At 65.8% G+C, this 25,211-nt stretch carries 23 protein-coding genes; 21 read left to right on the top strand and 2 right to left on the bottom strand.

From position 1 onward, the window contains the following. The first annotated feature begins 68 nt into the window (after positions 1-68). The 16 genes from AC1D2L_RS22580 to lpdA all read left to right on the top strand — a co-directional run bounded on the left by AC1D2L_RS22580 (position 69) and on the right by lpdA (position 17,032). On the top strand, positions 69-1,646 hold the full coding sequence (locus tag AC1D2L_RS22580) for a cytochrome ubiquinol oxidase subunit I (protein WP_476848148.1): 1,578 nt from the start codon (positions 69-71) through the stop codon (positions 1,644-1,646). A 5-nt stretch (positions 1,647-1,651) separates the two neighbouring features. Further along, positions 1,652-2,809 carry a cytochrome d ubiquinol oxidase subunit II gene (cydB, locus tag AC1D2L_RS22575; protein ID WP_476848147.1) on the top strand — a complete coding sequence of 386 codons (1,158 nt, stop codon included), beginning with the start codon at positions 1,652-1,654 and terminating at the stop codon, positions 2,807-2,809. A gap of 20 nt (positions 2,810-2,829) precedes the next feature. Next, complete coding sequence (gene cydX, locus AC1D2L_RS22570) at positions 2,830-2,961, top strand: cytochrome bd-I oxidase subunit CydX (protein ID WP_476848146.1); 132 nt, start codon at positions 2,830-2,832, stop codon at positions 2,959-2,961. Positions 2,962-3,006: 45 nt separating this feature from the next. Next, the gene (gene cobF, locus AC1D2L_RS22565) at positions 3,007-3,768 is read left to right on the top strand and encodes a precorrin-6A synthase (deacetylating) (RefSeq protein WP_476848145.1); all 762 of its coding nucleotides are present in this window, start codon (positions 3,007-3,009) and stop codon (positions 3,766-3,768) included. A gap of 331 nt (positions 3,769-4,099) precedes the next feature. Beyond that, a complete protein-coding gene (locus AC1D2L_RS22560; RefSeq protein WP_476848144.1) occupies positions 4,100-4,561 on the top strand; it encodes a Ros/MucR family transcriptional regulator in 462 nt (153 codons plus the stop codon). A gap of 170 nt (positions 4,562-4,731) precedes the next feature. Next, positions 4,732-4,899, top strand: a complete 168-nt coding sequence (locus AC1D2L_RS22555) for a hypothetical protein (RefSeq protein WP_476848143.1) — start codon at positions 4,732-4,734, stop codon at positions 4,897-4,899. 125 nt (positions 4,900-5,024) lie between these two features. Next, positions 5,025-6,203, top strand: coding sequence for a cell division protein ZapE (gene zapE / locus AC1D2L_RS22550; protein WP_476848142.1), 1,179 nt, complete (start codon positions 5,025-5,027; stop codon positions 6,201-6,203). Between the two features lie 2 nt (positions 6,204-6,205). After that, a complete protein-coding gene (locus tag AC1D2L_RS22545; protein ID WP_476848141.1) occupies positions 6,206-6,805 on the top strand; it encodes a TetR/AcrR family transcriptional regulator in 600 nt (199 codons plus the stop codon). A 263-nt stretch (positions 6,806-7,068) separates the two neighbouring features. Next, positions 7,069-8,031, top strand: a complete 963-nt coding sequence (gene mdh / locus AC1D2L_RS22540) for a malate dehydrogenase (RefSeq protein ID WP_476848140.1) — start codon at positions 7,069-7,071, stop codon at positions 8,029-8,031. Between the two features lie 101 nt (positions 8,032-8,132). Next, positions 8,133-9,329, top strand: coding sequence for an ADP-forming succinate--CoA ligase subunit beta (gene sucC / locus AC1D2L_RS22535; RefSeq protein WP_476848139.1), 1,197 nt, complete (start codon positions 8,133-8,135; stop codon positions 9,327-9,329). Positions 9,330-9,338: 9 nt separating this feature from the next. Further along, complete coding sequence (sucD, locus tag AC1D2L_RS22530; RefSeq protein WP_476848138.1) at positions 9,339-10,223, top strand: succinate--CoA ligase subunit alpha; 885 nt, start codon at positions 9,339-9,341, stop codon at positions 10,221-10,223. A 146-nt stretch (positions 10,224-10,369) separates the two neighbouring features. After that, the gene (locus AC1D2L_RS22525; protein ID WP_476848137.1) at positions 10,370-13,327 is read left to right on the top strand and encodes a 2-oxoglutarate dehydrogenase E1 component; all 2,958 of its coding nucleotides are present in this window, start codon (positions 10,370-10,372) and stop codon (positions 13,325-13,327) included. 133 nt (positions 13,328-13,460) lie between these two features. Then, complete coding sequence (gene odhB, locus AC1D2L_RS22520; protein WP_476848136.1) at positions 13,461-14,735, top strand: 2-oxoglutarate dehydrogenase complex dihydrolipoyllysine-residue succinyltransferase; 1,275 nt, start codon at positions 13,461-13,463, stop codon at positions 14,733-14,735. A gap of 17 nt (positions 14,736-14,752) precedes the next feature. Further along, on the top strand, positions 14,753-15,154 hold the full coding sequence (locus tag AC1D2L_RS22515; protein ID WP_476848135.1) for an MAPEG family protein: 402 nt from the start codon (positions 14,753-14,755) through the stop codon (positions 15,152-15,154). Positions 15,155-15,172: 18 nt separating this feature from the next. Beyond that, on the top strand, positions 15,173-15,598 hold the full coding sequence (locus AC1D2L_RS22510; RefSeq protein WP_476848134.1) for a VOC family protein: 426 nt from the start codon (positions 15,173-15,175) through the stop codon (positions 15,596-15,598). Positions 15,599-15,634: 36 nt separating this feature from the next. After that, entirely contained in the window at positions 15,635-17,032 is a 1,398-nt protein-coding gene (gene lpdA, locus AC1D2L_RS22505; RefSeq protein ID WP_476848133.1) for a dihydrolipoyl dehydrogenase, read from the top strand. Between the two features lie 129 nt (positions 17,033-17,161). Here lpdA and folD read toward each other — a convergent pair whose 3' ends face one another. Beyond that, positions 17,162-18,022 carry a bifunctional methylenetetrahydrofolate dehydrogenase/methenyltetrahydrofolate cyclohydrolase FolD gene (folD, locus tag AC1D2L_RS22500; RefSeq protein ID WP_476848132.1) on the bottom strand — a complete coding sequence of 287 codons (861 nt, stop codon included), beginning with the start codon at positions 18,020-18,022 and terminating at the stop codon, positions 17,162-17,164. A gap of 196 nt (positions 18,023-18,218) precedes the next feature. Here folD and AC1D2L_RS22495 point away from each other — a divergent pair, with 196 nt between their 5' ends. The 5 genes from AC1D2L_RS22495 to AC1D2L_RS22475 all read left to right on the top strand — a co-directional run bounded on the left by AC1D2L_RS22495 (position 18,219) and on the right by AC1D2L_RS22475 (position 23,269). Next, complete coding sequence (locus tag AC1D2L_RS22495) at positions 18,219-19,544, top strand: cytosine deaminase (protein ID WP_476848131.1); 1,326 nt, start codon at positions 18,219-18,221, stop codon at positions 19,542-19,544. Then, positions 19,541-20,965 carry an FAD-binding oxidoreductase gene (locus AC1D2L_RS22490; RefSeq protein ID WP_476848130.1) on the top strand — a complete coding sequence of 475 codons (1,425 nt, stop codon included), beginning with the start codon at positions 19,541-19,543 and terminating at the stop codon, positions 20,963-20,965. The genes AC1D2L_RS22495 and AC1D2L_RS22490 overlap by 4 nt, the downstream gene beginning before the upstream one ends. A 120-nt stretch (positions 20,966-21,085) precedes the next feature. Then, a complete protein-coding gene (locus AC1D2L_RS22485) occupies positions 21,086-21,667 on the top strand; it encodes an NAD(P)H-dependent oxidoreductase (protein ID WP_476848129.1) in 582 nt (193 codons plus the stop codon). 95 nt (positions 21,668-21,762) lie between these two features. Next, complete coding sequence (locus tag AC1D2L_RS22480) at positions 21,763-22,245, top strand: MarR family winged helix-turn-helix transcriptional regulator (RefSeq protein WP_476848128.1); 483 nt, start codon at positions 21,763-21,765, stop codon at positions 22,243-22,245. 97 nt (positions 22,246-22,342) lie between these two features. Then, positions 22,343-23,269, top strand: coding sequence for a DMT family transporter (locus AC1D2L_RS22475; RefSeq protein ID WP_476848127.1), 927 nt, complete (start codon positions 22,343-22,345; stop codon positions 23,267-23,269). Between the two features lie 37 nt (positions 23,270-23,306). Here AC1D2L_RS22475 and AC1D2L_RS22470 read toward each other — a convergent pair whose 3' ends face one another. After that, positions 23,307-25,151, bottom strand: a complete 1,845-nt coding sequence (locus tag AC1D2L_RS22470) for a potassium transporter Kup (protein WP_476848185.1) — start codon at positions 25,149-25,151, stop codon at positions 23,307-23,309. Positions 25,152-25,211 lie beyond the last annotated feature (60 nt).

Raw genomic sequence — 25,211 nt, 5'->3', positions numbered from 1 at the left:
TTCTTCCGGCGTCGCATGTTGCGCCGCCGGACTTTCACAGGAGGCCGGGCTAGCCCGCCGGGACGCATATGGACCTCGACATTGTCGCGCTATCGCGCCTGCAATTCGCACTGACGGCGCTCTACCACTTCATCTTCGTGCCGCTGACGCTCGGCCTCTCGGTGCTGCTGGCGATCATGGAGACGGTCTATGTCATGACCGGCCGCACGATCTGGCGGCAAATGACCAAGTTCTGGGGCACGCTGTTCGGCATCAATTTCGTGCTGGGCGTCGCGACCGGTCTGGTGATGGAGTTCCAGTTCGGCATGAACTGGAGCTATTACAGCCATTATGTCGGCGACATCTTCGGCGCGCCGCTGGCGATCGAGGGCCTCATGGCCTTCTTCCTCGAGGCGACCTTTGTGGGGCTGTTCTTCTTCGGCTGGGACAAGCTCTCCAAGATCGGCCATCTCGCGGCGACCTGGGCGGTGGCGATCGGCTCGAACTTCTCGGCGCTGTGGATCCTGATCGCCAATGGCTGGATGCAGAATCCGGTCGGCTCGCAGTTCAATCCGCAGACCATGCGCATGGAGATCACCGACTTTGCCGCGGTGATCTTCAATCCGGTGGCGCAGGCGAAGTTCGTGCACACCGTTTCCGCCGGTTATGTCGCGGCCTCGATCTTCGTGCTCGGCGTTTCGGCTTGGTACTTGCTGAAGGGGCGCCATATCGAGCTCGCCAAGCGCTCGATGACGGTCGCCGCCTCCTTCGGCCTGGCGGGTGCGCTTTCGGTTGTCGTGCTCGGTGACGAGAGCGGATATCTCTCCTCCGAGCACCAGAAGATGAAGCTCGCCGCCATCGAGGCGATGTGGAAGACCGAGCCTGCCCCGGCCGCCTTCACGCTGATCGGCTTCCCCGACCAGGCCGCCCGCGAGACGCGCTATGCCGTCCACATCCCCTGGGTCATGGGGTTGATCGGCACGCGCTCGCTGACCGAGGAACTGCCGGGAATCACCAATCTGGTGGAACTGGCCAAGGAGCGGATCAAGCAGGGTATCGTCGCCTTCGACGCCGTGCAGAAGATCCGCGCTGCCGGCTCGACCGCCGCCGTGCCGGAGGATGTGAAGAAAGCCTTCGAGGATAATGGCGCGCAGCTCGGCTATGGCCTGCTGCTGAAGCGCTATGTCGACGATCCCCGCACCGCGACGCAGGAGCAGATCGACAAGGCGGCCTGGGACACGGTGCCGGGCGTGGCGCCGCTGTTCTGGACCTTCCGCATCATGGTCGGGCTCGGGCTGTTCTTCATCCTGCTGACCGCCGTGTTCTTCGTGCTCTCGGCAAGGCGCATGCTCGACCGCTACCCGATGCTGCTGAAGATCGCCGTCTGGTCGATTCCTCTCCCCTGGATCGCGATTGAATGCGGCTGGTTCGTCGCCGAATTCGGCCGCCAGCCCTGGCTGATCGAAGGCGTGCTGCCGACCGCCGTGGGCGTCTCCAGCCTCGGCGCCAAGACCGTGCTGTTCACGATCATCGGCTTCGCCGCGCTCTACACCGTGCTGCTGGTGATCGAGATGAAGCTGATGATCAAGGCGATCAAGGCCGGTCCCCAGCCCGATCCCGAGCCGGAAGCGCCGCTCGTCCCTGCCAACCTCGTCGCGGCGGAGTAAGCTCGATGATCCTCCATCAACTGATCGACTACGACACCCTGCGCATGATCTGGTGGCTGCTGCTGGGCGTCATCCTGATCGGCTTTGCCGTCACCGACGGCTTCGACCTCGGGGTCGGCATGCTGCTGCCCTTCGTCGGCCGCAGCGACATCGAGCGCCGGGTCGCGATCAACACGATCGGCCCGGTCTGGGAGGGCAACCAGGTCTGGCTGATCCTGGGCGGCGGCGCGATCTTCGCCGCCTGGCCGCCGCTCTATGCGGTTTCGTTCTCGGGCTTCTATCTCGCGATGTTCGCCATCCTGATGGCGCTCATCCTGCGGCCTGTCGGGTTCAAGTACCGCTCCAAGCGTGAAAGCGTGACCTGGCGCTCGGGCTGGGACTGGGCGCTGTTCGTTGGCGGCTTCGTGCCTTCGCTGATCCTTGGTGTTGCGGTCGGGAACGTGCTGCAGGGCGTGCCGTTCCGGCTCGATGGCGAATTGCGCATCTTCTATGACGGGACCTTCTTCGGACTGCTCAACCCCTTCGCGCTGCTGTGCGGGCTGTTGTCGGTGACGATGATGGTGATGCATGGCGCGGGCTGGCTGATGCTCAAGACATCCGGCCCCGTTTCGGATCGGGCGCGCAGCTATGGCAGCGTCGCGGCGCTGCTGACGATCCTGCTGTTCGCGCTCGGCGGCCTCTGGCTTTGGCTCGGCGTGGACGGCTATGCGATCACCAGCGAGGTGGTGAGGACGGGTCCGTCCAACCCTCTGGCCAAGACTGTGGCGCTCGACCAGCACGCCTGGTTCGCCAACTATGCCGCCCGTCCGTGGCTGCTGATCGCGCCAGCTTTCGGCTTCGTCGGCGCGCTCGCAGCCTTCATCGGCCAGCGTTCGGCGCGGCACGAGGTTGCGACGCTGCTCGCCAGCAAGCTCTCGATCTTCGGCATCATCTCCACCGTCGGGGTCTCTATGTTCCCGTTCATCCTGCCGTCCTCGGCCGATCCGAAATCCAGCCTGACAGTGTGGGATGCCTCGTCGAGCCACCAGACGCTGTTCATCATGCTGGTCTCGACTGCGATCTTCCTGCCGATCATCGTGGCCTACACCAGCTGGGTCTACCATGTGCTCTGGGGCAAGGTGGACGAGCAGGCGATCCGCGACGAATCCGGCCACGCCTACTGATTGCGAAAGGCAGACACGCTATGTGGTATTTTTCCTGGCTGCTCGGCCTGCCGCTCGCGGCGGCCTTCGCCGTGCTCAACGCGATGTGGTACGAGCTCATCGACGACGATGCCAAGCGCAAGCAGGCGGAGGCGCCGCGGCCGACCAAGTAGCGCGAGCGCCTTGTCGATCGGCAGGGCCCCGCGCATGAGGACCGGATGCGAAAGATCCTGATCATCGGCATCGGTGCCGGTGACCCCGAGCACCTGACGGTGCAGGCGATCAAGGCGCTCAACCGGGTCGATGTCTTCTTCATTCCCGACAAGGGCGCTGAGAAGCACGCCTTGCGGCAGTTGCGCACCGAAATCTGCGAGCGCTTCATCGACGATCCCGCCTATCGGACGGTGGATGTCGCGATCCCGCAGCGGGCGCCGGCCGGCTCCGACTATCGCGGCAGCGTCGACGACTGGCATGCGAGCCTGGCCGCCCGCTACGGCGCTCTCTTCGAGTCCGAGCTGGCGGAGGGCGAGTGCGGTGGCCTCCTGGTCTGGGGCGATCCCGCGCTCTACGACAGCACTTTGCGCATCGTCGACGCAGTCCGGGCCGGTGGCCTCGAACTGGACTGCGAGGTGTTTCCGGGCATCAGCAGCGTGCAGGTGCTGGCGGCAAGGCACAGGATCACGCTGAACCAGATCGGCAAGCCCGTGCTGATCACCTCGGGCCGCAGGCTCGCCCAGGGCTTTCCGGCTGGGCAGGACAGCGTTGTGGTCATGCTCGATGGCGAGCAGGCCTTTGGAACGATCGCGCCGGAGGACCTGGATATCTATTGGGGCGCCTATCTCGGCAGCGCCGACGAGATCCTGATATCGGGCAAGCTCGCCGATGTCGCCGACGAGATCGCCAGGGTCCGTACACAGGCGCGTCAGGACAAGGGCTGGATCATGGATACCTATCTGCTGCGCCGGACCGAGCGAGCCTGAGCCGCCCGCACGACACGGCCGCGTGCTTCGTCTTCCGCCCGGGCCAGCGCGGATTTCCCAATCGGCGCCGATGATTGTGCCTGCCGCCATCCCTGCCGCGAGCTCTGTCGAACTGCCCTGCGCCAGGGCGAACGTTGCAAGAGCGCAAGGTGTCTTTCGCGCTTGATAGCGCTGTTTTGCTTCCACGATAAAGTGGAACGACGATATCGGCTCGGAATCCACTTGCGAAGAATAATAAACCATCGCTATACACAGAATCAGCGTTTGTCGTGTGCGTCGATTGTCGTAATGGCCTACGTTGTCGATAGTTTCCTGAATGCGAGGAACAGAAATGTCTGATAACAATGAAGAGCTTATAGGCCTTTCGGCAATGATCGTCGCGGCCTACGTAGCGCATAACAACCTGACACGTTCCGAATTGACCGAAGTGATCGCGACCACGCACGCCGCCCTGCTTGGTTTGGGTAAAGAGACCCCCATTGCCGTTGCGGCAACGCCTCTGATACCCGCGGTTCCGATCAAGAAGTCGATTACGCCCGACGCGATCATCTGTCTGGAAGACGGCAAGGCGTTCAAATCCCTGAAGCGCCATATCGGCTCGAAATTCGGCCTGACGCCCGACGAGTACCGCGCCAAGTGGAAGCTGCCTCCGGATTATCCGATGACGGCGCCCAATTATGCCGAGAAGCGCTCGCAGCTCGCCAAGACCATCGGGCTCGGCCGCAAGGCCGCCGTCGCTGCGGAGCCTGCAGCCGAGGCGAAGCCGGCACCGGCGCGGCGCAAGAAGGCCTGACGCCTAGGGACGTCTTGACTGCAACGGCAGCCTGAATTCTGCAGCTGTTGCCTCTGCGTAAACGATCCGATGCAGGCGCCGCCACTACAGGTCGGTTGCCTGCCTCTTCGTTGCCGTTTTGGCATGGGACAAGCGTACCGACGCCGTCACGGCGCGGGAGATGTGATGCCATGCTGCAGCCGATCGCTGTTCACACCGAAGAAGACTATCAGCGCGCCCAGGAGCGCGTCGAAGAATTGAATGCCGAGCCTGACAGCAAGGCCAAGGAGTCGGAACTCGCCGCGCTGGCCGAAGCCATGCTGGCGTTCGAAATGCGCCGCGACGAAGCTGGAAACTAGCGCGCTGCGCTGCCGCCCGTCGGCCTGCCGCCACTTCGCGAGGGCCGCCTGATACCCGATCGGCTCTTGCGGACCCTGCGGGCCTGCCGTAACCGGGGTTTCTCGTCCTCCAAGAATTCCCGGACATGGCCGCCTCGATTCCCGAACGTTATGCCGCTCTCGTAGAGGCCGGCGCCATCGAGCGCGACCCGGCGCAGGTCGCCGTGGTCAAGCGGCTGTCGGCGCTGGCGGAAACGCTGGCCGCGCGCCGGCTGGGCCGGAAGAGCAGCGCGCTGGGCTGGCTGCTGGGTGGACGCCAGGCGAGCGTCGAAGCGCCCAAGGGGCTCTACATCTGGGGCTCGGTCGGGCGCGGCAAGACCATGCTGATGGACATGTTCTATGACGCTGTGGCGGTGCCGAAGCGCCGGCGCGTGCATTTCCACGAGTTCCTGGCCGATGTGCATGTCCGCATCCACGCCTATCGGCAGCGACTGAAGGCCGGCGAGGTCAAGGAGCCCGATCCGATCGCGCCCATCGCGGCGGAGCTCGCCGACGAGGCCTCGCTGCTGTGCTTCGACGAGTTCACCGTCACCGATATCGCCGATGCGATGATCCTGGGGCGCCTGTTCACGGCCCTGTTCGCAGCCGGCGTGGTCGTGGTGGCGACCTCGAATGTCGAGCCCTCCCGGCTCTACGAGGGGGGCCTGAACCGCGCCCTGTTCCTGCCCTTCATCGATTTGCTGGCGACGCGGGTCGAGGTGGTCAAGCTCGACGCGCGCACTGATTTCCGGTTGGAGAAGCTCGGCGGCGCGCCGGTCTATCATGTCCCTGCTGACGCTGCGGCGAAGGCTGCGCTCGACACGGCCTTCCGCCGCCTGTCGGGCGTGGCGACGGGGGCTGCCCTGACGCTCTCGATCAAGGGGCACGACCTGCGCATCCCTCAGGCCGCGGGCGGTGTCGCACGGGCCAGCTTTGCCGATCTCTGCTCGCAGGCCTATGGCGCCTCGGACTTCATCGCGCTGGCGCAGCGCTTCCATACGCTGGTGCTCGACGGGATTCCGGTGCTGGCCGATGAACAGCGCAACGAGACCAAGCGCTTCATCATCCTGATCGACACCCTCTACGAGCACCACGTCAAGCTCGTCGCCTCGGCCCAGGCCGAGCCGCACGAGTTGTACAAGGCCAGGTCCGGGCGCGAGGCCTTCGAGTTCGACCGCACCGTGTCGCGCCTGATCGAGATGCGGTCCGACGACTATCTCGGCATGGCGCATGGCCGCATCGACTCCGCTGCCAGCGGCGACAGCAGCGGCCTGGTCGAGACCTGAGCATGCCGACGCGCGAACCGAGCGAGACCCGCATCCTCTCGGTCGCCAGCGAGCATCTGCGCCAGTTCGGGCTGAAGCGCTTCACGGTGGTTGCGGTCGCGGAAGAGGCGGGCATGACGCACGCCAACGTCTATCGCTATTTCCCCTCGCGTGCTGCTCTCGTCGACGCGGTCGTCGATGTCTGGCTCAAGGCGACCGAACGCAGTCTCGCCGATATCGCGGACGGGCCCGACCCTGCGGACGACAAGCTCGAGCGCCTGATCCTGGCCCTGGCCAAGGCCAATCGCGACCTCCTCAGCGAGGAGCCGCATCTGTTCGCCGCGCTCTCGCAGGCCGTCGCGCAGCGTCATGCGATCAGCCGGCGCAACCGCACCCGCGTGCGGGCCCTGTTCGAGCGTGTCGTGGATGAGGGCGTGGCCTCGGGCGCATTCGAGCCGCGCGACCGCGACCGGGCCATCGCCTTCGTCATCGATGCCACCCATCGCTTCATCCACCCGGCCTCGCTTGCGCTCGAGGCGGATGTGCCGCAGGCTTCCGTGGATGCCCGCCTCGCGACCCTGATCCGGGTGGTGCTGCGGGTTCTCAGCACAGGCGTCATCTGAAAAAATCGGGTAACAAATTACGTTTTCTGTAAATCGTAACTGGCGGTTTTTGATGCGCTTTCCTATCTGGAGGCTACCCGCCATCGCGCAAGCCATTGAAATGACACGCGCGGCGCTGCCTCTATCCGAATGCTTCCGAGCCGCATCGCCAAAATGCCGCCGTCGTTTCCGGGGTTGCGGCAAAAGGGCGGTTTGGGCCAAAGAAGCCGGGGTTTTTGCCGTTTAGACGGCCTGTCGCAGCGCTAGGACAAGGACTGACACATATGGCCCGCAAGAAGATCGCCCTCATCGGCGCCGGCCAGATCGGCGGCACGCTCGCTCATCTCGCCGGTTTGAAGGAACTGGGCGACGTCGTGATGTTCGACATCGCCGAGGGCATTCCGCAGGGCAAGGGTCTCGACATCGCCGAGTCCGCTCCCGTCGACGGCTTCGACGCCTCCTACACCGGCACCCAGTCCTATGAGGACATCAAGGGCGCCGACGTCATCATCGTCACCGCCGGCGTGCCGCGGAAGCCCGGCATGAGCCGCGACGACCTGATCGGCATCAACCTCAAGGTGATGAAGTCGGTCGGCGAGGGCATCAAGCAGTACGCCCCCAAGGCCTTCGTGATCTGCATCACCAACCCGCTCGACGCGATGGTCTGGGCCCTGCAGAAGTTCTCGGGCCTGAAGCCCAACATGATCTGCGGCATGGCCGGCGTGCTCGATTCCGCCCGCTTCCGCCACTTCCTCGCCGACGAGTTCAAGGTCTCGGTCAAGGACGTCTCGGCCTTCGTGCTCGGCGGCCATGGCGACGACATGGTGCCGCTGGTGCGCTACTCCGGCGTGGCCGGCATCCCGCTGCCTGACCTGGTCAAGATGAAGTGGACGACCCAGGAGCGCATCGACGCCATCGTCGACCGCACCCGCAAGGGCGGCGGCGAGATCGTCAACCTGCTCAAGACCGGCTCGGCCTTCTATGCGCCGGCCGCATCCGCGATCGCGATGGCCGAGAGCTATCTCAAGGATCAGAAGCGCGTCCTGCCGGCCGCTGCCGCCCTCAAGGGCCAGTACGGCGTCAAGGACATGTTCCTGGGCGTGCCGGTCGTGATCGGCGCCAAGGGCGTCGAGCGCGTCGTCAAGATCCGCCTCAACGGCGCCGAGAAGGAGATGCTGGCGAAGTCGGTCGCCTCCGTGCAAACCTTGATCGACGCCTGCAAGACCGTCGACCCGTCACTGGCGTGACAGAATGTGAGTGGCGAGATGGCGCGCGGCCGCTCTAGGCCGCGCAGCAGTTCCCGCCATTCGCCACTCGCCTTTCGCGCATTTCCAACAGGACATCACGCATGAACATCCACGAATATCAGGGCAAGGCGGTTCTCAAGGAGTTCGGCGCGCCGGTCTCCGCCGGCTTTCCGGCACTGACCGTCGCTGAGGCTGTCGAGGCTGCAAAGAAGCTGCCCGGCCCGCTTTTCGTCGTGAAGAGCCAGATCCATGCGGGTGGCCGCGGCAAGGGCAAGTTCAAGGAACTCGGCCCCGACGCCAAGGGCGGTGTCCGGCTCGCCAAGTCGATCGAAGAGGTCGAGAGCCACGCCAAGGAAATGCTCGGCAACACGCTGGTGACGGCGCAGACCGGCGACGCCGGCAAGCAGGTCAACCGCCTCTACATCGAGGACGGCTCGGACATCGCCAAGGAGTTCTACCTCTCGGCGCTGGTCGACCGCGAGACCTCGCGCGTCGCCTTCGTGATCTCCACCGAGGGTGGCATGGACATCGAGGCGGTCGCCCATGACACGCCCGAGAAGATCGAGACCTTCTCGGTCGATCCCGCCACCGGCATCATGCCCCATCACGGCCGCGCCATGGCGCGCATCCTGGGCCTGACCGGCGACCTGGCCAAGCAGGCCGGCTCCGTGCTGACCCAGATCTACACCGCGTTCGTGTCGAAGGACATGGACATGCTCGAGATCAACCCGCTGATCGTGACGACGCAGGGCCAGATCAAGTGCCTCGACGCCAAGATCTCGTTCGATTCGAACTCGCTCTACCGTCACCCCGAGATCGTCGCGCTGCGCGACACCTCCGAGGAAGACGACAAGGAGATCGAGGCCTCCAAGTATGACCTGGCCTACATCGCGCTCGACGGCACGATCGGCTGCATGGTCAATGGCGCGGGCCTCGCCATGGCGACGCTCGACATCATCCAGCTCTACGGCGAAAGCCCGGCCAACTTCCTCGACGTCGGCGGCGGCGCCACGGAAGAGAAGGTCACCGCTGCCTTCAAGATCATCACCGCCGACCCGAAGGTGAAGGGCATCCTGGTCAACATCTTCGGCGGCATCATGAAGTGCGACGTCATCGCGCGCGGCGTCATCGCCGCGGTGAAGGCAGTCGGTCTCACGGTTCCGCTGGTGGTGCGCCTGGAAGGTACGAATGTCGAGGAAGGCAAGCAGATCATCCGCGACTCCGGCCTGAACGTCATTCCCGCCGACGATCTCGACGATGCCGCCCAGAAGATCGTGGCTGCGGTCAAGAAGGCCTGAGGAGAAACCATGTCCATCCTGATCGACAAGAACACCAAGGTCATCTGCCAGGGCTTCACCGGCAAGAACGGGACCTTCCACTCCGAACAGGCCATTGCTTACGGCACGCAGATGGTCGGCGGCACCTCGCCGGGCAAGGGCGGTTCGCTGCATCTCGGCCTGCCCGTCTTCGACAGCGTCCACGAGGCCAAGGCCAAGACCGGCGCCACCGCGTCGGTCGTCTATGTGCCGCCTCCGGGCGCGGCCGACGCGATCTGCGAGGCGATCGACGCCGAGATCCCGCTGGTGATCTGCATTACCGAGGGCATCCCGGTGCTCGACATGGTGCGCGTCAAGCGCTCGCTGGTCGGCTCCAAGACCCGCCTGATCGGCCCCAACTGCCCCGGCGTCGTGACCGCCGGCGAGAGCAAGATCGGCATCATGCCGGCCAACATCTTCAAGCCGGGTTCGGTGGGCATCGTCTCGCGCTCGGGCACGCTGACCTATGAAGCGGTGTTCCAGACCACCCGCGAGGGCTTGGGCCAGACCACGGCGGTGGGCATCGGCGGCGACCCGGTCAAGGGCACCGAGTTCATCGACATGCTCGAGATGTTCCTGGCCGACGAGCACACCAAGTCGATCGTCATGATCGGCGAGATCGGCGGCTCGGCCGAGGAAGATGCGGCCCAGTTCATCAAGGACGAAGCCAAGCGTGGCCGCAAGAAGCCGATGGTCGGCTTCATCGCGGGCCGCACGGCGCCTCCCGGCCGCCGCATGGGTCATGCCGGCGCGATCATCTCGGGCGGCAAGGGCGGCGCGGAAGACAAGATCGCGGCCATGGAAGCGGCCGGCATCCGGGTCTCGCCCTCGCCGGCGCGCCTTGGAAAGACCTTGGTCGACGTGTTGAAGAGCTAAGCATTCGGACCATCCGGGGCAGGCCGCTCGGCCGCCCCGGAACCGATGAACAGCGATCGTGACAGCCGAGGGGGCGTCGCGGTCAGAGATCCCGGTGGCCGGCTTGCCGGACCGGGATGACGGAACGAGAAAAGGCAGGGAAGACGATGGCTCGCCAGGACATCAACGAGGCTCTCGCGCAGACGGGTTTCCTCTATGGCGGCAATGCGGCCTATATCGAGGATCTCTACGCCCGCTATCAGGCCGACCCGCAGTCGGTCGACGAGCAGTGGCAGGGTTTCTTCGGCGGGCTGAAGGATGACGGCGCTGCCATCATCCAGAATGCCAAGGGTGCCTCCTGGAAGAAGCCGAACTGGCCGATCCACGCCAGCGGCGACATCGTCTCGGCGCTCGACGGCAACTGGGCCGTGGTCGAGAAGGTCGTCTCCGACAAGCTGAAGGGCAAGGCGCAGGCCAAGGGCGTCGAGCTTTCCGCGGCGGACGTCCAGCAGGCGACGCGCGATTCCGTGCGCGCGATCATGCTGATCCGCGCCTACCGGATGCGCGGCCATCTCCACGCCAAGCTCGACCCGCTGGGCATCGAGCAGGTCGACAATTCCGACGAGCTGTCGCCGGGCGCCTTCGGCTTCACCGACGCGGACCTCGACCGCAAGATCTTCATCGACAACGTGCTCGGCATGGAGTTCGCCACCATCCGCGAGATGGTTTCCGTGCTCCAGCGGACCTATTGCAGCACGGTCGGCATCGAGTTCATGCACATCTCGGACCCCGAGCAGAAGGCCTGGCTGCAGGAGCGCATCGAGGGGCCCGACAAGGAGATCGCCTTTACCCGCGAGGGCAAGAAGGCGATCCTGAACAAGCTCGTCGAGGCCGAGGGCTTCGAGAAGTTCATCGACCTGAAATACACCGGCACCAAGCGCTTCGGCCTCGATGGCGGCGAGTCGCTGATCCCGGCGCTCGAGCAGATCATCAAGCGCGGCGGCGCGCTCGGCGTGCGCGACATCGTCTTCGGCATGGCCCATCGCGGCCGCCTCAACGTGCTGACCCAGGTTCTGGGCAAGCCGCACCGCGCGCTGTTCCACGAGTTCAAGGGCGGATCGTTCGCGCCCGACGACGTCGAGGGCTCCGGCGACGTGAAGTACCATCTCGGTGCCTCGAGCGATCGCGAGTTCGACGGCAACAACGTCCACGTCTCGCTGACCGCCAACCCGTCGCATCTCGAGATCGTCGATCCCGTCGTGCTCGGGAAGGTTCGCGCCAAGCAGGACCAGTTCGGCGACATCGTCGAGCGCTCCAAGGTGCTGCCGCTGCTGCTGCATGGCGACGCCGCCTTTGCCGGCCAGGGCGTGGTTGCAGAATGCCTGGGGCTCTCCGGCCTGAAGGGTCACCGCACCGGCGGCTCGATCCATTTCATCATCAACAACCAGATCGGTTTCACGACCTATCCGCGCTATTCGCGCTCCTCGCCCTATCCGTCCGACGTGGCGAAGATGGTCGAGGCTCCGGTCTTCCACGTGAACGGCGACGATCCCGAAGCGGTCGTCTTCGCCGCCAAGATCGCCATCGAGTTCCGGCAGAAGTTTCACAAGCCGGTCGTGGTCGACATGTTCTGCTATCGTCGCTTCGGCCATAACGAAGGCGACGAGCCGGGCTTCACCCAGCCGCTGATGTACCGCAAGATCCGCGCCCACAAGTCGACGCTGGAACTCTATTCGGCCAAGCTCGAAGCCGAGGGCGTGATTCAACCCGGCGAACTCGACGAGGCGCGCGCCGCCTGGAAGGCCAAGCTCGAGATCGAGTTCGAGGCCGGACAGTCGTTCAAGCCCAACAAGGCCGACTGGCTCGATGGCCGCTGGGCCGGCATGAAGGCGATCCGCTCGGATGACGAGGATCCGCGTCGCGGCGCGACCGGCGTGCCCGAGGCGGTGCTCAAGAAAATCACCGACAAGATCACCTCCGTGCCACAGGGCTTCAACGTCCACCGCACGATCCAGCGCTTCCTCGACAACCGCAAGAAGGCGGTCGAGGCCGGCAGCGGCATCGATTGGGCGACCGCCGAGTCACTGGCTTTCGGCTCGCTGCTCGTCGACGGCAACCCGGTGCGCCTGTCGGGCCAGGATTGCGAGCGCGGCACCTTCTCGCAGCGCCACTCGGTGCTGATCGACCAGGAGACCGAGGCCCGCCACACCTCGCTGAACCATATCCGCGAGGGCCAGTCGCGCTACGAGGTCATCAACTCGATGCTCTCGGAAGAGGCCGTACTCGGCTTCGAATACGGCTACACCCTGTCGGAGCCCAACGCGCTGACGATGTGGGAAGCGCAGTTCGGCGACTTCGCCAATGGCGCGCAGGTGGTGTTCGACCAGTTCATCTCGTCGGGCGAGCGCAAATGGCTGCGCATGTCGGGCCTCGTTTGCCTGCTGCCGCATGGCTATGAGGGCCAGGGTCCCGAGCACTCCTCGGCCCGCCTCGAGCGCTTCCTGCAAATGTGCGCGGAAGACAACATGCAGGTCGCCAACTGCTCTACGCCTGCGAGCTACTTCCACATCCTGCGCCGCCAGCTGAAGCGTGACTTCCGCAAGCCGCTGATCCTGATGACGCCGAAGTCGCTGCTGCGCCACAAGCGCTGCGTCTCCGACCTCAGCGAACTCGCAGAGGGCTCGACCTTCCACCGCGTGCTGCATGACGACGCCGAGCGCGGCAAGTCGACGACCAAGCTGGTCAAAGACTCCAAGATCCGCCGCGTCGTGCTGTGCACCGGCAAGGTCTATTTCGACCTGCTGGAGGAGCGCGAGAAGCGCGGGGTGGACGACGTCTACCTGATGCGCGTCGAGCAGCTCTATCCGTTCCCGCTGAAGTCGCTGGCGCATGAGCTGGCCCGCTTCAAGGGCGCGGATGTGGTCTGGTGCCAGGAAGAGCCCAAGAACATGGGCTCCTGGACCTTCGTCGAGCCCTATCTCGAATGGGTGCTCGGCCATGCCGGATCGAAGTCGAAGCGGCCGCGCTATGTCGGCCGCCCGGCGTCGGCGGCGACCGCGACGGGCCTGATGTCGAAGCATCTCGCCCAGCTCAACGCGTTCCTCGACGAGGCTTTTGCCGCTTGATGCCGCTGTCATCCCGGGCGATCGCAGATCGAACCGGGATCCCTTCCTGACCTGGTCCGGACTGGATCCCGGCTCTCCGCTTCGCTCCGGCCGGGATGACGCTCACGAGATTTGAAGAAAAAAGAGGCCTGACATGGCGACCGAAATCCGCGTACCCACCCTCGGCGAATCCGTCTCCGAGGCCACGATCGGCAAGTGGTTCAAGAAGCCTGGGGATGCGGTTAAGGCCGACGAGCCCCTGGTCGAGCTCGAGACCGACAAGGTGACGCTCGAAGTCAACGCGCCGGCTGCCGGCGTGCTCGGCGAAATCGTCGCCAAGGAAGGCGATACCGTCGGCGTCAGCGCCCTGCTCGGCATGATCTCGGCCGGCGATGGCAAGGCTGCGGCACCGAAGTCCGATGCCGCCGTGGCGCAGGCCGCCGGCAAGGCCGGAGAGACGACCTCGGCCGCCGCCGAGAAGAAGACCGGCGAGGTTGCCGGCGACACCCAGATCAAGCCCGCCACCAAGGCCGGCGATTCCGGCCCGGCCGTGTCGCGCCTCGCAGCCGAGAGCGGCGTCGATCCGTCGAGCGTCAACGCGTCGGGCAAGGATGGCCGCGTCACCAAGGGCGACATGCTGGCGGCGATCGCGACCGGCCCGGCCGTCGTGGCGGCTGCGGCCCCTGCCGCGCCGGTCCAGGTCCGCGCTCCCTCGGCGCCCGACGATGCCTCGCGTGAAGAGCGCGTGCGGATGACCAAGCTGCGCCAGACCATCGCCCGCCGCCTCAAGGAAGCCCAGTCGACCGCCGCGATGCTGACCACCTTCAACGAGGTGGACATGTCGGCGGTGATGAGCCTGCGCAACCAGTACAAGGACGTCTTCGAGAAGAAGCACGGCGTGAAGCTCGGCTTCATGGGCTTCTTCGTGAAGGCCTGCGTGCAGGCGCTGAAGGACGTGCCCTCGGTCAACGCCGAGATCGACGGCACCGACATCGTCTACAAGAACTACTACCACATCGCGGTCGCGGTCGGCACCGACAAGGGCCTTGTCGTGCCCGTCGTGCGCGATGCCGATGCGCTGTCGATCGCAGGCGTCGAGAAGGCGATCGGCGCGCTCGGCAAGAAGGCCCGCGACGGTGCCCTCAAGATCGAGGACATGCAGGGCGGTACCTTCACAATCTCGAATGGTGGCGTCTATGGCTCGCTGATGTCGACGCCGATCCTGAACGCGCCGCAATCGGCGATCCTGGGCATGCACAAGATCCAGGAGCGCCCGATGGTCGTGGGCGGCCAGATCGTGGCGCGGCCGATGATGTATCTGGCGGTCTCCTATGACCACCGCATCATCGACGGCAAGGAGGCTGTGACCTTCCTCGTTCGCATCAAGGAAGCGCTGGAAGATCCCGCGCGCCTCGTGCTGGACCTCTGAGCGGTCTCGGCATCGCCATGCGCGGCGACGCATCGATGGTGGCCCTGGTCGTCGCGAGCGTCGCCCTGCTGCTGCTCTATCTGGCCGTTCAGGTCAGGTCCGTCACCCGCGAACGCGGCTCCGCCTGGAATGCCGGCGCGCGTGACGAGGGCAGCGAAACCAAGGGTGTCTTTGCGGGGCGCGCTGATCGTGCGTTCCGCAACTATCTGGAGACCTTCCCCGCCTTCGGCGTGCTGGCGCTACTGCTGATCGTCCTCCAGCGTGCCGACGGCATCGGCCTCGCCGGCGCGATACTCTGGCTGGTCGCGCGCGTGATCTACCTGCCGCTCTATCTGGCCGGCGTGCCCTATCTGCGCACCGTGGTCTGGATTGCGGCGCTGGTCGGACTGATCTTGATGGGTGTTCGCGCGGTCTTCTGAACCATGAGGGGCCACACCATGGCTTTCGGGCCCAATCCTCCGCCGATTCAACCGCATCTTTGCGTCGCCGGCGGCAATGCGGCGATCGCTTTCTACGAGAAGGCGTTCTCGGCGCAATGCACCTTCAAGGCGATGGCCGAAGATGGTGAGCGCGTGATGCACGCCAATCTCGCGCTGTTCGGCGGCGAGATCATGCTGCATGACGCGTTTCCCGAATTCGGCGGGCATGTCATGGCGCCGGCCGGTCACGGTGCAGCGAGCATTACCCTCAGCATCAACCTGCCATCGCCCGCCGATGTCGACGTTGCGCTGGCAAACGCGGAGACCGCCGGTGCCGAGGTGATCATGCCGGCGAGCGACGTCTTCTGGGGCGCTCGCTATGGGCGCATCCGCGATCCATTCGGCCATGTCTGGGCCTTCAATGCGCCGCTGGCACAAGCCTGATCCTCATTGTCTGATCCTTATTGAGAGAGAACCATCATGTCCTACGATCTCGTCGTCATCGGCACTGGCCCCGGCGGCTATGTCTGCGCCATCCGCGCTGCCCAGCTCGGCTTGAAGGTCGCGGTCGTCGAGAAGCGCAAGACCCATGGCGGCACCTGCCTGAACGTCGGCTGCATTCCCTCCAAGGCGCTGCTTCATGCCTCCGAGATGTTCGAGGAGGCCACCCACACCTTCCCCGCCCTGGGCATTGTCGTCGGCAAGCCGACGCTCGATTTCAAGGCGCTGATGAACCACAAGCAGGAGACCATCGACGCCAACGTCAACGGCGTCGCCTTCCTGCTGAAAAAGAACAAGATCGATCCCTTCCACGGCACAGCGAGCATCCCGGCCGCCGGCAAGATCGTGGTGACGTCGGATGACGGCAAGACGCAGGAACTCGAGACCAAGGCGATCGTGATCGCAACCGGGTCTGAGGCCATGGGCCTGCCTGGCGTCGAGATCGATGAGAAGTCGGTGGTCACCTCGACGGGCGCGCTCGAACTCACGGACGTCCCGAAGCAGCTCGTTGTGGTCGGCGCCGGCGTCATTGGGCTCGAGATCGGCTCGGTCTGGAGCCGTCTCGGCGCCAAGGTCACGGTCGTGGAGTATCTCGACCGCATCCTGCCCGGCATGGACAACGAGGTCGCCAAGCAGTTCCAGCGCATCCTCGCCAAGCAGGGCTTCGAGTTCATGCTGGGATCGAAGGTCACCAAGGTCGAGACCTCCAAGGCCGGCGCCACCATCACGGTCGAGCCCGCCGCCGGCGGCGAGGCCAAGACGCTCTCGGCGGATGTTGTGCTGGTCGCGATCGGCCGCCGTCCCAACACCGACGGGCTCGGTCTCGAGGCCGCCGGCGTCGCCACCGAGCGCGGCCGCGTCGTGATCGACGACCACTTCAAGACCAATGTCGCCGGGATCTACGCGATCGGCGACGTCGTGCGCGGCCCGATGCTGGCCCACAAGGCCGAGGACGAGGGCATGGCGGTGGCCGAGATCATCGCCGGCAAGGCGGGCCATGTGAACTACGACGCGATCCCCGGCATCATCTACACCTCGCCGGAAGTCGCAGCGATCGGCAAGACCGAGGAAGAGCTGAAGGCGGCCGGTGTCGACTACAAGATCGGCAAGTTCCCCTTCACCGCCAACGGCCGCGCCCGCGCCATGCGCCATACCGACGGCTTCGTGAAGTTCCTCGCGGATGCCGCAACCGACCGCGTGCTCGGCTGCCACATCATCGGCCCCCATGCCGGCGACCTGATCGCGGAAGTGACCGTGCTGATGGAGTTCGGCGGCTCGGCGGAAGACCTCGCGCGCACCTGCCATGCGCATCCGACGCTGGCCGAGGCGGTCAAGGAAGCGGCACTCGCCGTCGACAAGCGCCCGATCCATATGTGAGGGGCGGGGCTCAGCGAGCCCTGATCGTCATTGCGAGCCTAGCGAAGCAATCCAGAGCCGTGGAGCACGACGGCCCCCTGGATTGCTTCGTCGCTTTCGCGCCTCGCAATGACGCGGTAGCGCGGCTGATCAGCCGCGGTGGGCCCGGAAGGCTGTCAGCGTGTTGCGCAGCAGGCAGGCGATCGTCATCGGGCCGACGCCGCCGGGAACCGGGGTGATCGCGCCCGCGACGTTCAGGGCGCCGGCATAGTCGACATCGCCGGTCAGCTTGCCGTCGGGCAAGCGGTTGATGCCGACATCGATCACGGTCGCGCCTGCCTTCAGCCAGTCGGCCTTGACGAAGCCCGGACGGCCGACGGCTGCCACCACGATGTCTGCGCGCTTCACGACGGAAGCGAGGTCGCGCGTACGCGAATGCGCGATCGTGACGGTGCAGTCCGCCTGCAGCAGCAACTGCGCGACCGGGCGGCCGACAAGCTCCGAGCGGCCGATCACGACCGCGTCCAGCCCTGAGAGCGAGGGCAGAACCTGGCGCAGCAGCAGCATGCAGCCCAGCGGGGTGCAGGGCACGAGGCCGTTCTTGCCGCCCGCGAGCAGCCCTGCATTGATCGGGTGCAGCCCATCGACATCCTTGGAGGGGTCGATCGCGTCGATGATCGCACCGGTGTCGATGTGCTTGGGCAAGGGAAGTTGTACCAGGATCCCGTCGACGGCGTCATCGGCGTTGAGTTCGGCAAGCTTGGCCAGCAGCGCGGCCTCGGTCGTCTCCACCGGCAGCCGGTGCGCGACCGAGTTCATGCCGATCTCGGCTGCGAGCTTCTCCTTCGAGGCGACATAGACGCGGCTGGCCGGATCGTTGCCGACGAGGACGACATGGAGGCCGGGCACAAGGCCGGTGCTCGTCTTGATCTGCGCGACCTCGCGGGCGATCTCGGCCCTCAGCGCAGCGGCCGCGGCCTTGCCGTCGATGATGCGTGCCTGCTCCGCCATGTCAAAAATCCCTGTGCTGTGCGCGAGCCGCCGTCTTGCGCGATCCAGCCCCCGGCGACAAGCCCGGATGCGACGCAAAGCTTGCAGCCAGCGTCATCTTTGGACGTCCGGTAGACGTCGCGTGCCTTGCCGGAGCCAGGTCGGGCCGGTAACCATCGTAGCCTGAATGGACGATGCGGGCGGGAGAGACGTCGACGTGACCAGCGGTTTTGCCTCCTTACCCGATGCCAGCTCATATCGCCTGACCAATGCGCGAGCGCCCTTGTGCCTGATCGATGGCGGCGGCCTTGCCGGAGACCGTGACGGGTTGGCGCGGATCGACATAGCGGTCGAACAGGGCCGCATCGCATCGATCCTGCCGGTGGGGACGCCTGTGCTCGACGCCACCCCGGCGCTCGATCTCGATGGCGGCATCGTGCTGCCGCGTCTCGTCGACTGCCATGTGCATCTCGACAAGGGCCATATCTGGCCGCGGCGGCGCAATCCGGACGGCACCTTCATGGGCGCGCTCGAAAATGTCCTCGCCGATCGCGAAGCAAACTGGTCGGCGGCAGATGTGCGCGGCCGGATGGACTTCGGGCTGCGCTGCGGGCTGGCCCATGGCACCGCGGCAATGCGCACCCATATCGACTCGCTCGGCAAGCAGATCGGCATCACCTGGCCGGTGCTGGCGGAGCTGCGGGCGGAATGGTCCGGGCGCATCGCCCTTCAGGCCTCGCCGCTCTTCGGCATCCAGTTCGCGCTCGATGCCGCGCATATGCGCGCTGTGACGGATGCGGTGAAGACGCATGGCGACGCCATCTTCGGCTGCGTCACCTACATGATCCCCGATCTCGACGCTGCGCTCGACATCGTCTTCCGCATCGCGATCGAGAACGGCTTCGATCTCGACTTCCATGTCGACGAGACCAGCGATCCGCAGGCGCGCTCGCTCGGGCACATCGCGGAGGCTGCGCTACGCCATCGCTTCAGCGGCAAGATCCTGTGCGGGCATTGCTGCTCGCTGGCGGTGCAGGCGCCCGACGACGAGGCCCGGATCGTCGCCAAGGTCAGGGAGGCGGGGATCGCCGTGGTCTCGCTGCCGATGTGCAACATGTATCTGCAGGACCGCGCGCCCGGTCGTACGCCGCGCTGGCGCGGGGTCACGGCGCTGCACGAGCTGAAGGCGGCCGGCGTGCCGGTGATGATCGCATCCGACAACACCCGCGACCCGTTCTACGCCTATGGCGATCTCGACCTGATCGAGGTTTTCCGCGAGGGCACGCGCATCCTCCAGCTCGACCATACCGGAGCGGACTGGGCGAATGCGATCGCCCGGACGCCGGCTCAGGCGATGGGTGCGCCCAACGGCGTACTAGCTGCCGGCGGGCCGGCCGATCTCATCCTGACCCGGGCCCGCGACTGGACCGAGTTCTTCGCCCGTCCGCAGTCGGACCGGACCGTGCTCGTCGACGGCAAGGCCATCGACACCACCCTGCCGGACCATCGCGAACTCGATCACCTGATGGGCAAAGCCGTATGAGCAGCCGCTACGACATCGCCGCGCTGAAGGCCCGGCTGGACGGGATCCGGACGGAGGACAACCCGGCGCTGGTCAAGCAGAAGAGCCGCGACTTCTTCTGGTACTCGCCGGTGCTGAAGCAGCAGCTCGACAACGTCACTGCCGACATCGTGGTCTGGCCGACCAGCGAGACGCAGGTGCTTCAGGTCCTGGCTGCGGCGCATGCGCTCGGCATCCCCGTGACGCCGCGCGGCACCGGGACCGGCAATTACGGCCAGGCCATGCCGCTGTCGGGCGGTGTGCTGCTCGACCTCTCGGGCTTCGACAAGGTGCTCGACATCGCGCCCGGCCGCTATGTCGCCCAGCCCGGTGCGATCATGGCCAAGATCGACGAGCAGACCCGCGCCCATTCGCGGCAGGAATTGCGGCTGCATCCCTCGACCTACCAGACCGCTTCCATCGGTGGCTTCATCGCCGGCGGCTCGGGCGGCGTCGGCTCGATCAAATGGGGGGGCTTGCGCGACTGGGGCAACATCATCCGCCTGAAGATCGCGACAATGGAGGCCAGCCCGCGCATCCTGGAGCTCACCGGCGAGGACCTGCACAAGGTCGCCCATGCCTATGGCACCAACGGCATCATCACCGAGGTCGAGATGCCGCTGGCGCCGGCCTATGACTGGGTCGATCTCATCCTCGGCTTCGACAGCCTGCGCGGAGCCACCGAATTCGCCAACGCGCTCGGCGAGCAGGACGGGCTGGCGCTGAAGAACCTCTCGGTGGTCGCCGCGCCGGCAGGTCACGACTACTTCCTGCGGCACCGGAAATTCCTGCCGCGCGACAGCCACCTCGTCATCGTCATGGCGGCGGATTTCGCGGTGGATGCGCTGCTGGCCTATGCCTGCCGCTTCCGGGGCGGCGAACTCTTGATGCGGTCCGACCGGCTCGCGCCCGAGGAGGCCAGGGGCCTGCCGCCGGCTTACGAACTCGGCTGGAACCACACCACGCTGCGGGCGCTGCGCGTCGACCCCGCTATCACCTATCTGCAGGTGCTCTACCCCTTCCCGAACCAGGTCGAGCTGGTCGAGGCGATCCATGCTCGCTTCGGCGACGAATTGCTTTGCCACCTCGAATTCGTGCGCTTCGACGGAAAAATCACCTGCTTCGGCCTGCCGCTGCTGCGCTTCACTACGCAGGAACGTCTCGAGGAGATCATCGCGATCCATGAGGAGATGGGCGCGCCGATCTTCAACCCGCATCGCTACACGCTGGAGGAGGGCGGCATGAAGCAGACCGACGAGGCGCAACTGGCCTTCAAGCGCGAGGCCGATCCGCAAGGGCTTCTCAATCCCGGCAAAATGATCGCATGGGAGGACCCGGCCTACGATTACACCTCCGGCAAGACGTTCCTGTTCCGCAGCCTCTCCGACGCCGGGGTGGCGTGAGGGCCGCGCGTCTCCTGGCGCGGGGGCGGTCGGATGGCCTCCCGATTGCTTGGCGGCGCCCGCAATGGCGACAGGGCGGCGGGCCTGTCGCGCTCGATCCCGATGTGAAGGCTTAGCTGCATGCGCGTCCTCGTCCTCTACGCCCATCCCGATCCCGCCAGTTTCGGCGCGGCCCTGCACGAGACGGTGGTCGCCCGCCTGCGGCAAGCGGGCCATGAGGTCGATGACTGCGACCTCTATGCGGAGGGGTTCGACGCCGTGCTCAGCCGCACCGAGCGCGTCGGCTACCACGACACCGCCAGCAATACGCAGCCTGTTGCCGGCTATGTCGCGCGCGTCCAGGCGGCTGAAGCGCTCGTGTTGTGCTTTCCTGTCTGGAATTTCGGCTATCCCGCGATCCTCAAGGGCTTTTTCGACCGGGTCTTCCTGCCCGGCGTCTCGTTCAAGCTCATGGACGGCAAAGTCACACCCAACCTCTGGAACATCCGCCGGCTCGCGGCCGTGACCACCTATGGCGGCACGCGCTGGCGCGCCTGGCTGATGGGAGACCCGCCGCGCAAGGCCGTATGCCGCGCCCTGCGTGCCGTCTGCCACCCGACCGCACGGCCACGCTATCTCGCCCATTACGACATGAACCGAGCCACGCCCGACAGCCGGGCGGCGTTCCTGCGCGCGGTAGGCGAACGCATGGCCGCGCTGTAATACTGTTGGCGACCGCGATGTCATCAGGATGTCATGGCGGCAGGTGATCTGACAGCCGGCGAACGATCTGCCCCATTGTTAGCAAGGACTGGCTTATGACCAAGTCGCTGGAAAAGAGCGTCGGCCGAGCCCTGCTCGTCACTGCGCGCCTGCATCGCGCACGGATGGGCGAGCGGCTGAATGCGCTGGGACTGTTTCCCGGGCAGGAGCAGGCGCTCAAGGCGTTGCAGCCGGCGCCGATGACGATGGGCGAGCTCGCCGCGCTGCTGCGGGTCAAGCCGCCGACCGTGTCCAAGACGATCGGGCGCCTGTCGCTCCAGGGGCTGGTGACGCGCGAGGGCGGCAGCCGCGATGGCCGGCTGGTCCAGGTCGCCCTGACCGAGGCCGGGCAGAAGACGGCGCTGGCGCTCGACGCCGTCTGGACCCAGGTCGAGGACGAATTGCTGGAGCGGCTGGATTCGAAGGAGCGGCGGCAATTGCGCAAGCTGCTGCGCAAAGCTGCCAAGGGCCTCTCCAAGGCGGGCGCCGAGGTCGAGGACATCGAGCTCGATGGCGACGAAGCCGATAGCGACGCCTGATTTGCGCATGGAATGCATGCGTCCAGCCTCTGGCCAAGGGGCATAAATCGGTTAAATCTCAGCCTGTCATTCTCCTTACGCATGACGGGACCTCTCGTTGCCCGCCTCATCTCCCGACGTTCCCGAAGATAACGGCCGGACCCGGCTGCTCGCGATCGGGCTGATGTGCGCCGCCGTGCTCTGCTTCTCCGTGCTCGACAGCAGCGCGAAATGGCTAGGCTCCGAGATGCACACGCTGCAGGTCGTGTTCGCGCGTTATGCCGGCAGCATGATCCTGGTGCTGCTGGTGTTCAACCCGTGGAGCCGGCCCGGCGTGCTGCGCTCGAAGCGCCCGGCACTGCAATGGGGCCGCTCGCTGCTCCTGCTGGGCTCGACGGCGCTGAACTTCGTGGCGCTGCGATATCTCCAGCTTGCCGAGACCATCTCGATCATGTTCGCGACGCCCCTGCTGGTGGCGCTGGTGTCGGGGCCGCTGCTGGGCGAATGGCCGGGGCCGCGCCGCCTGGCCGCGATCGGCGTCGGCTTCCTGGGTGTGCTGGTGGTGACGCGGCCGGGCTTTGGCGGCACGCACCCGGCGGCGCTTCTCGTGGTGCTGGCCTGTGCCTGCTACACGTTCTACTCGCTGTCGACGCGCGTGCTCTCGGCTTACGATTCATCGGAGACGACGCTGATCTATTCCGGTGCTGCGGGCACGCTCGCCGTCCTGCCGCTGCTGCCCTGGTTCTGGACGACGCCGCAGACGCCGCTGTCCTGGCTGATCATGGCCCTGATGGGGCTGATGGGCGGCCTCGGCCACGGGCTGCTGATAATGGCGCATCGGCTGGCGCCCGCGACGGTGCTGGCGCCATTCATCTACTCGCAGCTGGTCTGGATGGTCGCGCTCGGCTGGCTCGTCTTCGGACAATTGCCCGACCGCTGGACCTTTATCGGCGGCTCCATCGTCGTCGCCTCGGGGCTGTACCTGCTCTACCGCGAGCGCGTCCGGCATGTGCCCGACGAGGCCGCGTCCGCCCGGCTGGATTGACGCGGTTTCGCTTGCGATGACGGCCCGGTGAGGGCCGTCAGACGGTGACCTGCGTGCCGACCTCGACGACGCGACCGGTCGGGATCTGGAAGAAGCTCGTGGCGTCGGTCGCGCTCTTGCTCAGGCCGATGAAGAAATTGTCCTGCCACATCGGCATGCCCGATTGCGGCGACGCCTTGATCGAGCGGCGCGACAGGAAGAACGAGGTCGACATGATGTCGAACTTGAAACCCTGCTTGCGCAGCGCGGCCAGACCCTTGGGGACGTTCGGGCTCTCCATGTAGCCATAGACCATGTCGACGCGCCAGAAGTCCTCTGTGATGCGCGCGAGGCGAACGCGTTCCTCATCGGGGACGCGCGGCGTATCTGCCGAGCGCACGGTCAGGATGACATTGCGCTCATGCAGCACCTTGTTGTGCTTGAGGTTGTGCAGCAGCGATGCCGGCGCGGTCTCCGGATCGCTGGTCAGGAAGACCGCCATGCCCTTGACCCGCACCGGCGGGCTTTTGGAGAGCATGCCGACAAGCTCGATCAGCGGCACGTCGGTCTTGCGGGTCTTGTCGAACAGGATCTTGCTGCCCCTGATCCAGGTCCACATCAGCACGACGAGCGCGATGGCGAGCAGGACCGGGACGTAGCCGCCATGCAGCAGCTTCAGCATGTTGGCCGAGAAGAAGGCGAGGTCGACCACCAGGAAGGGCAGGATGATCGAGGCGGCGGCGAGCAGGTTCCACCGCCAGTGGCGCCGGATCACGACATAGGCGAGCAGCGAGCTCACGACCATCGTCCCGAACACCGAGATGCCATAGGCGTGCGACAGGTTGGACGAGGTCTTGAAGCTCCAGACCAGGATCAGGACGATGATCAGCAGCAGCCAGTTCAGGCGTGGGATGTAGATCTGCCCGGAGGTCTGCTCGGAGGTGTGGCGGATCTCCATGCGCGGCAGGAGGCCGAGCTGGATCGCCTGCCGGGTCAGCGAGAAGGCGCCCGTGATGACGGCCTGGCTGGCGATGATCGTGGCCATCGTCGCCATGATGACGAAGGGCAGGAGCAGGCCCTGCGGTGCGAGCCGGTAGAACGGATTGTCGATCGCGGCGGGGTCGGACAGGATCAGCGCGCCCTGGCCGAGATAGTTCAGCCACAGCGCCGGGAAGACCAGATAGAGCCAGGCCTTGCGGATCGGGCCGCGGCCGAAATGGCCCATATCGGCATAGAGCGCCTCGGCCCCGGTGACGGCGAGGCACACCGAGCCGAGCACGGCCAACGAGACCCCGGCGTGATCGTAGAAGAAGCGCATCGCATAATAGGGGTTCACGGAGGCGAAGACGCCGAGGTCGTCGGCGATATGCAGGATTCCGAGCCCGGCCAGAGTCAGGAACCAGATCAGCATCATCGGCCCGAAGAAATTGGCCATCTTCTGGGTGCCGCCGCTCTGCACGAAGAACAGCGCGATCATGATCGCCGAGGCGATCGGCAGCACGTAGGGGTCGAGTGCCGGCGTCACCAGCTTGATGCCCTCGATCGCCGAGAGCACCGAGATCGCCGGCGTGATGACCGTATCGCCGTAGAACAGCGCCGCGCCGACCATGCCGAGCAGCAGGACGCCGCGGCCGCGCGCACGGGCGACGCCGCGCTGGGCCAACGCCACCAGCGTCAGGATGCCGCCCTCGCCATTATTGTCGGCCCGCATCAGCAGCAGGACATATTTCAGCGTCACCACGATCAGCAGCGACCAGAGGATCAGTGAGAGGACGCCGATGACGACGTCGCGCGGGACACCGGCGGCCAGGTTCCCACCGGTCGCGGCGAGGATCGTCTCGCGCAGCGCGTAGAGCGGGCTGGTGCCGATATCGCCATAGACGACGCCGAGCGCACCCAGCATGAGCACGGCGGCGCCGGATTTGGCGTGGCCATGTGGCGCTGCGGCGGGAGGCCCGGCCTC

Source organism: Allobosea sp. P1_B10, from assembly GCF_056406735.1.
Note: the sequence above shows the minus strand (reverse complement) of the source record. Positions and strands in the feature narration are given on the sequence as shown.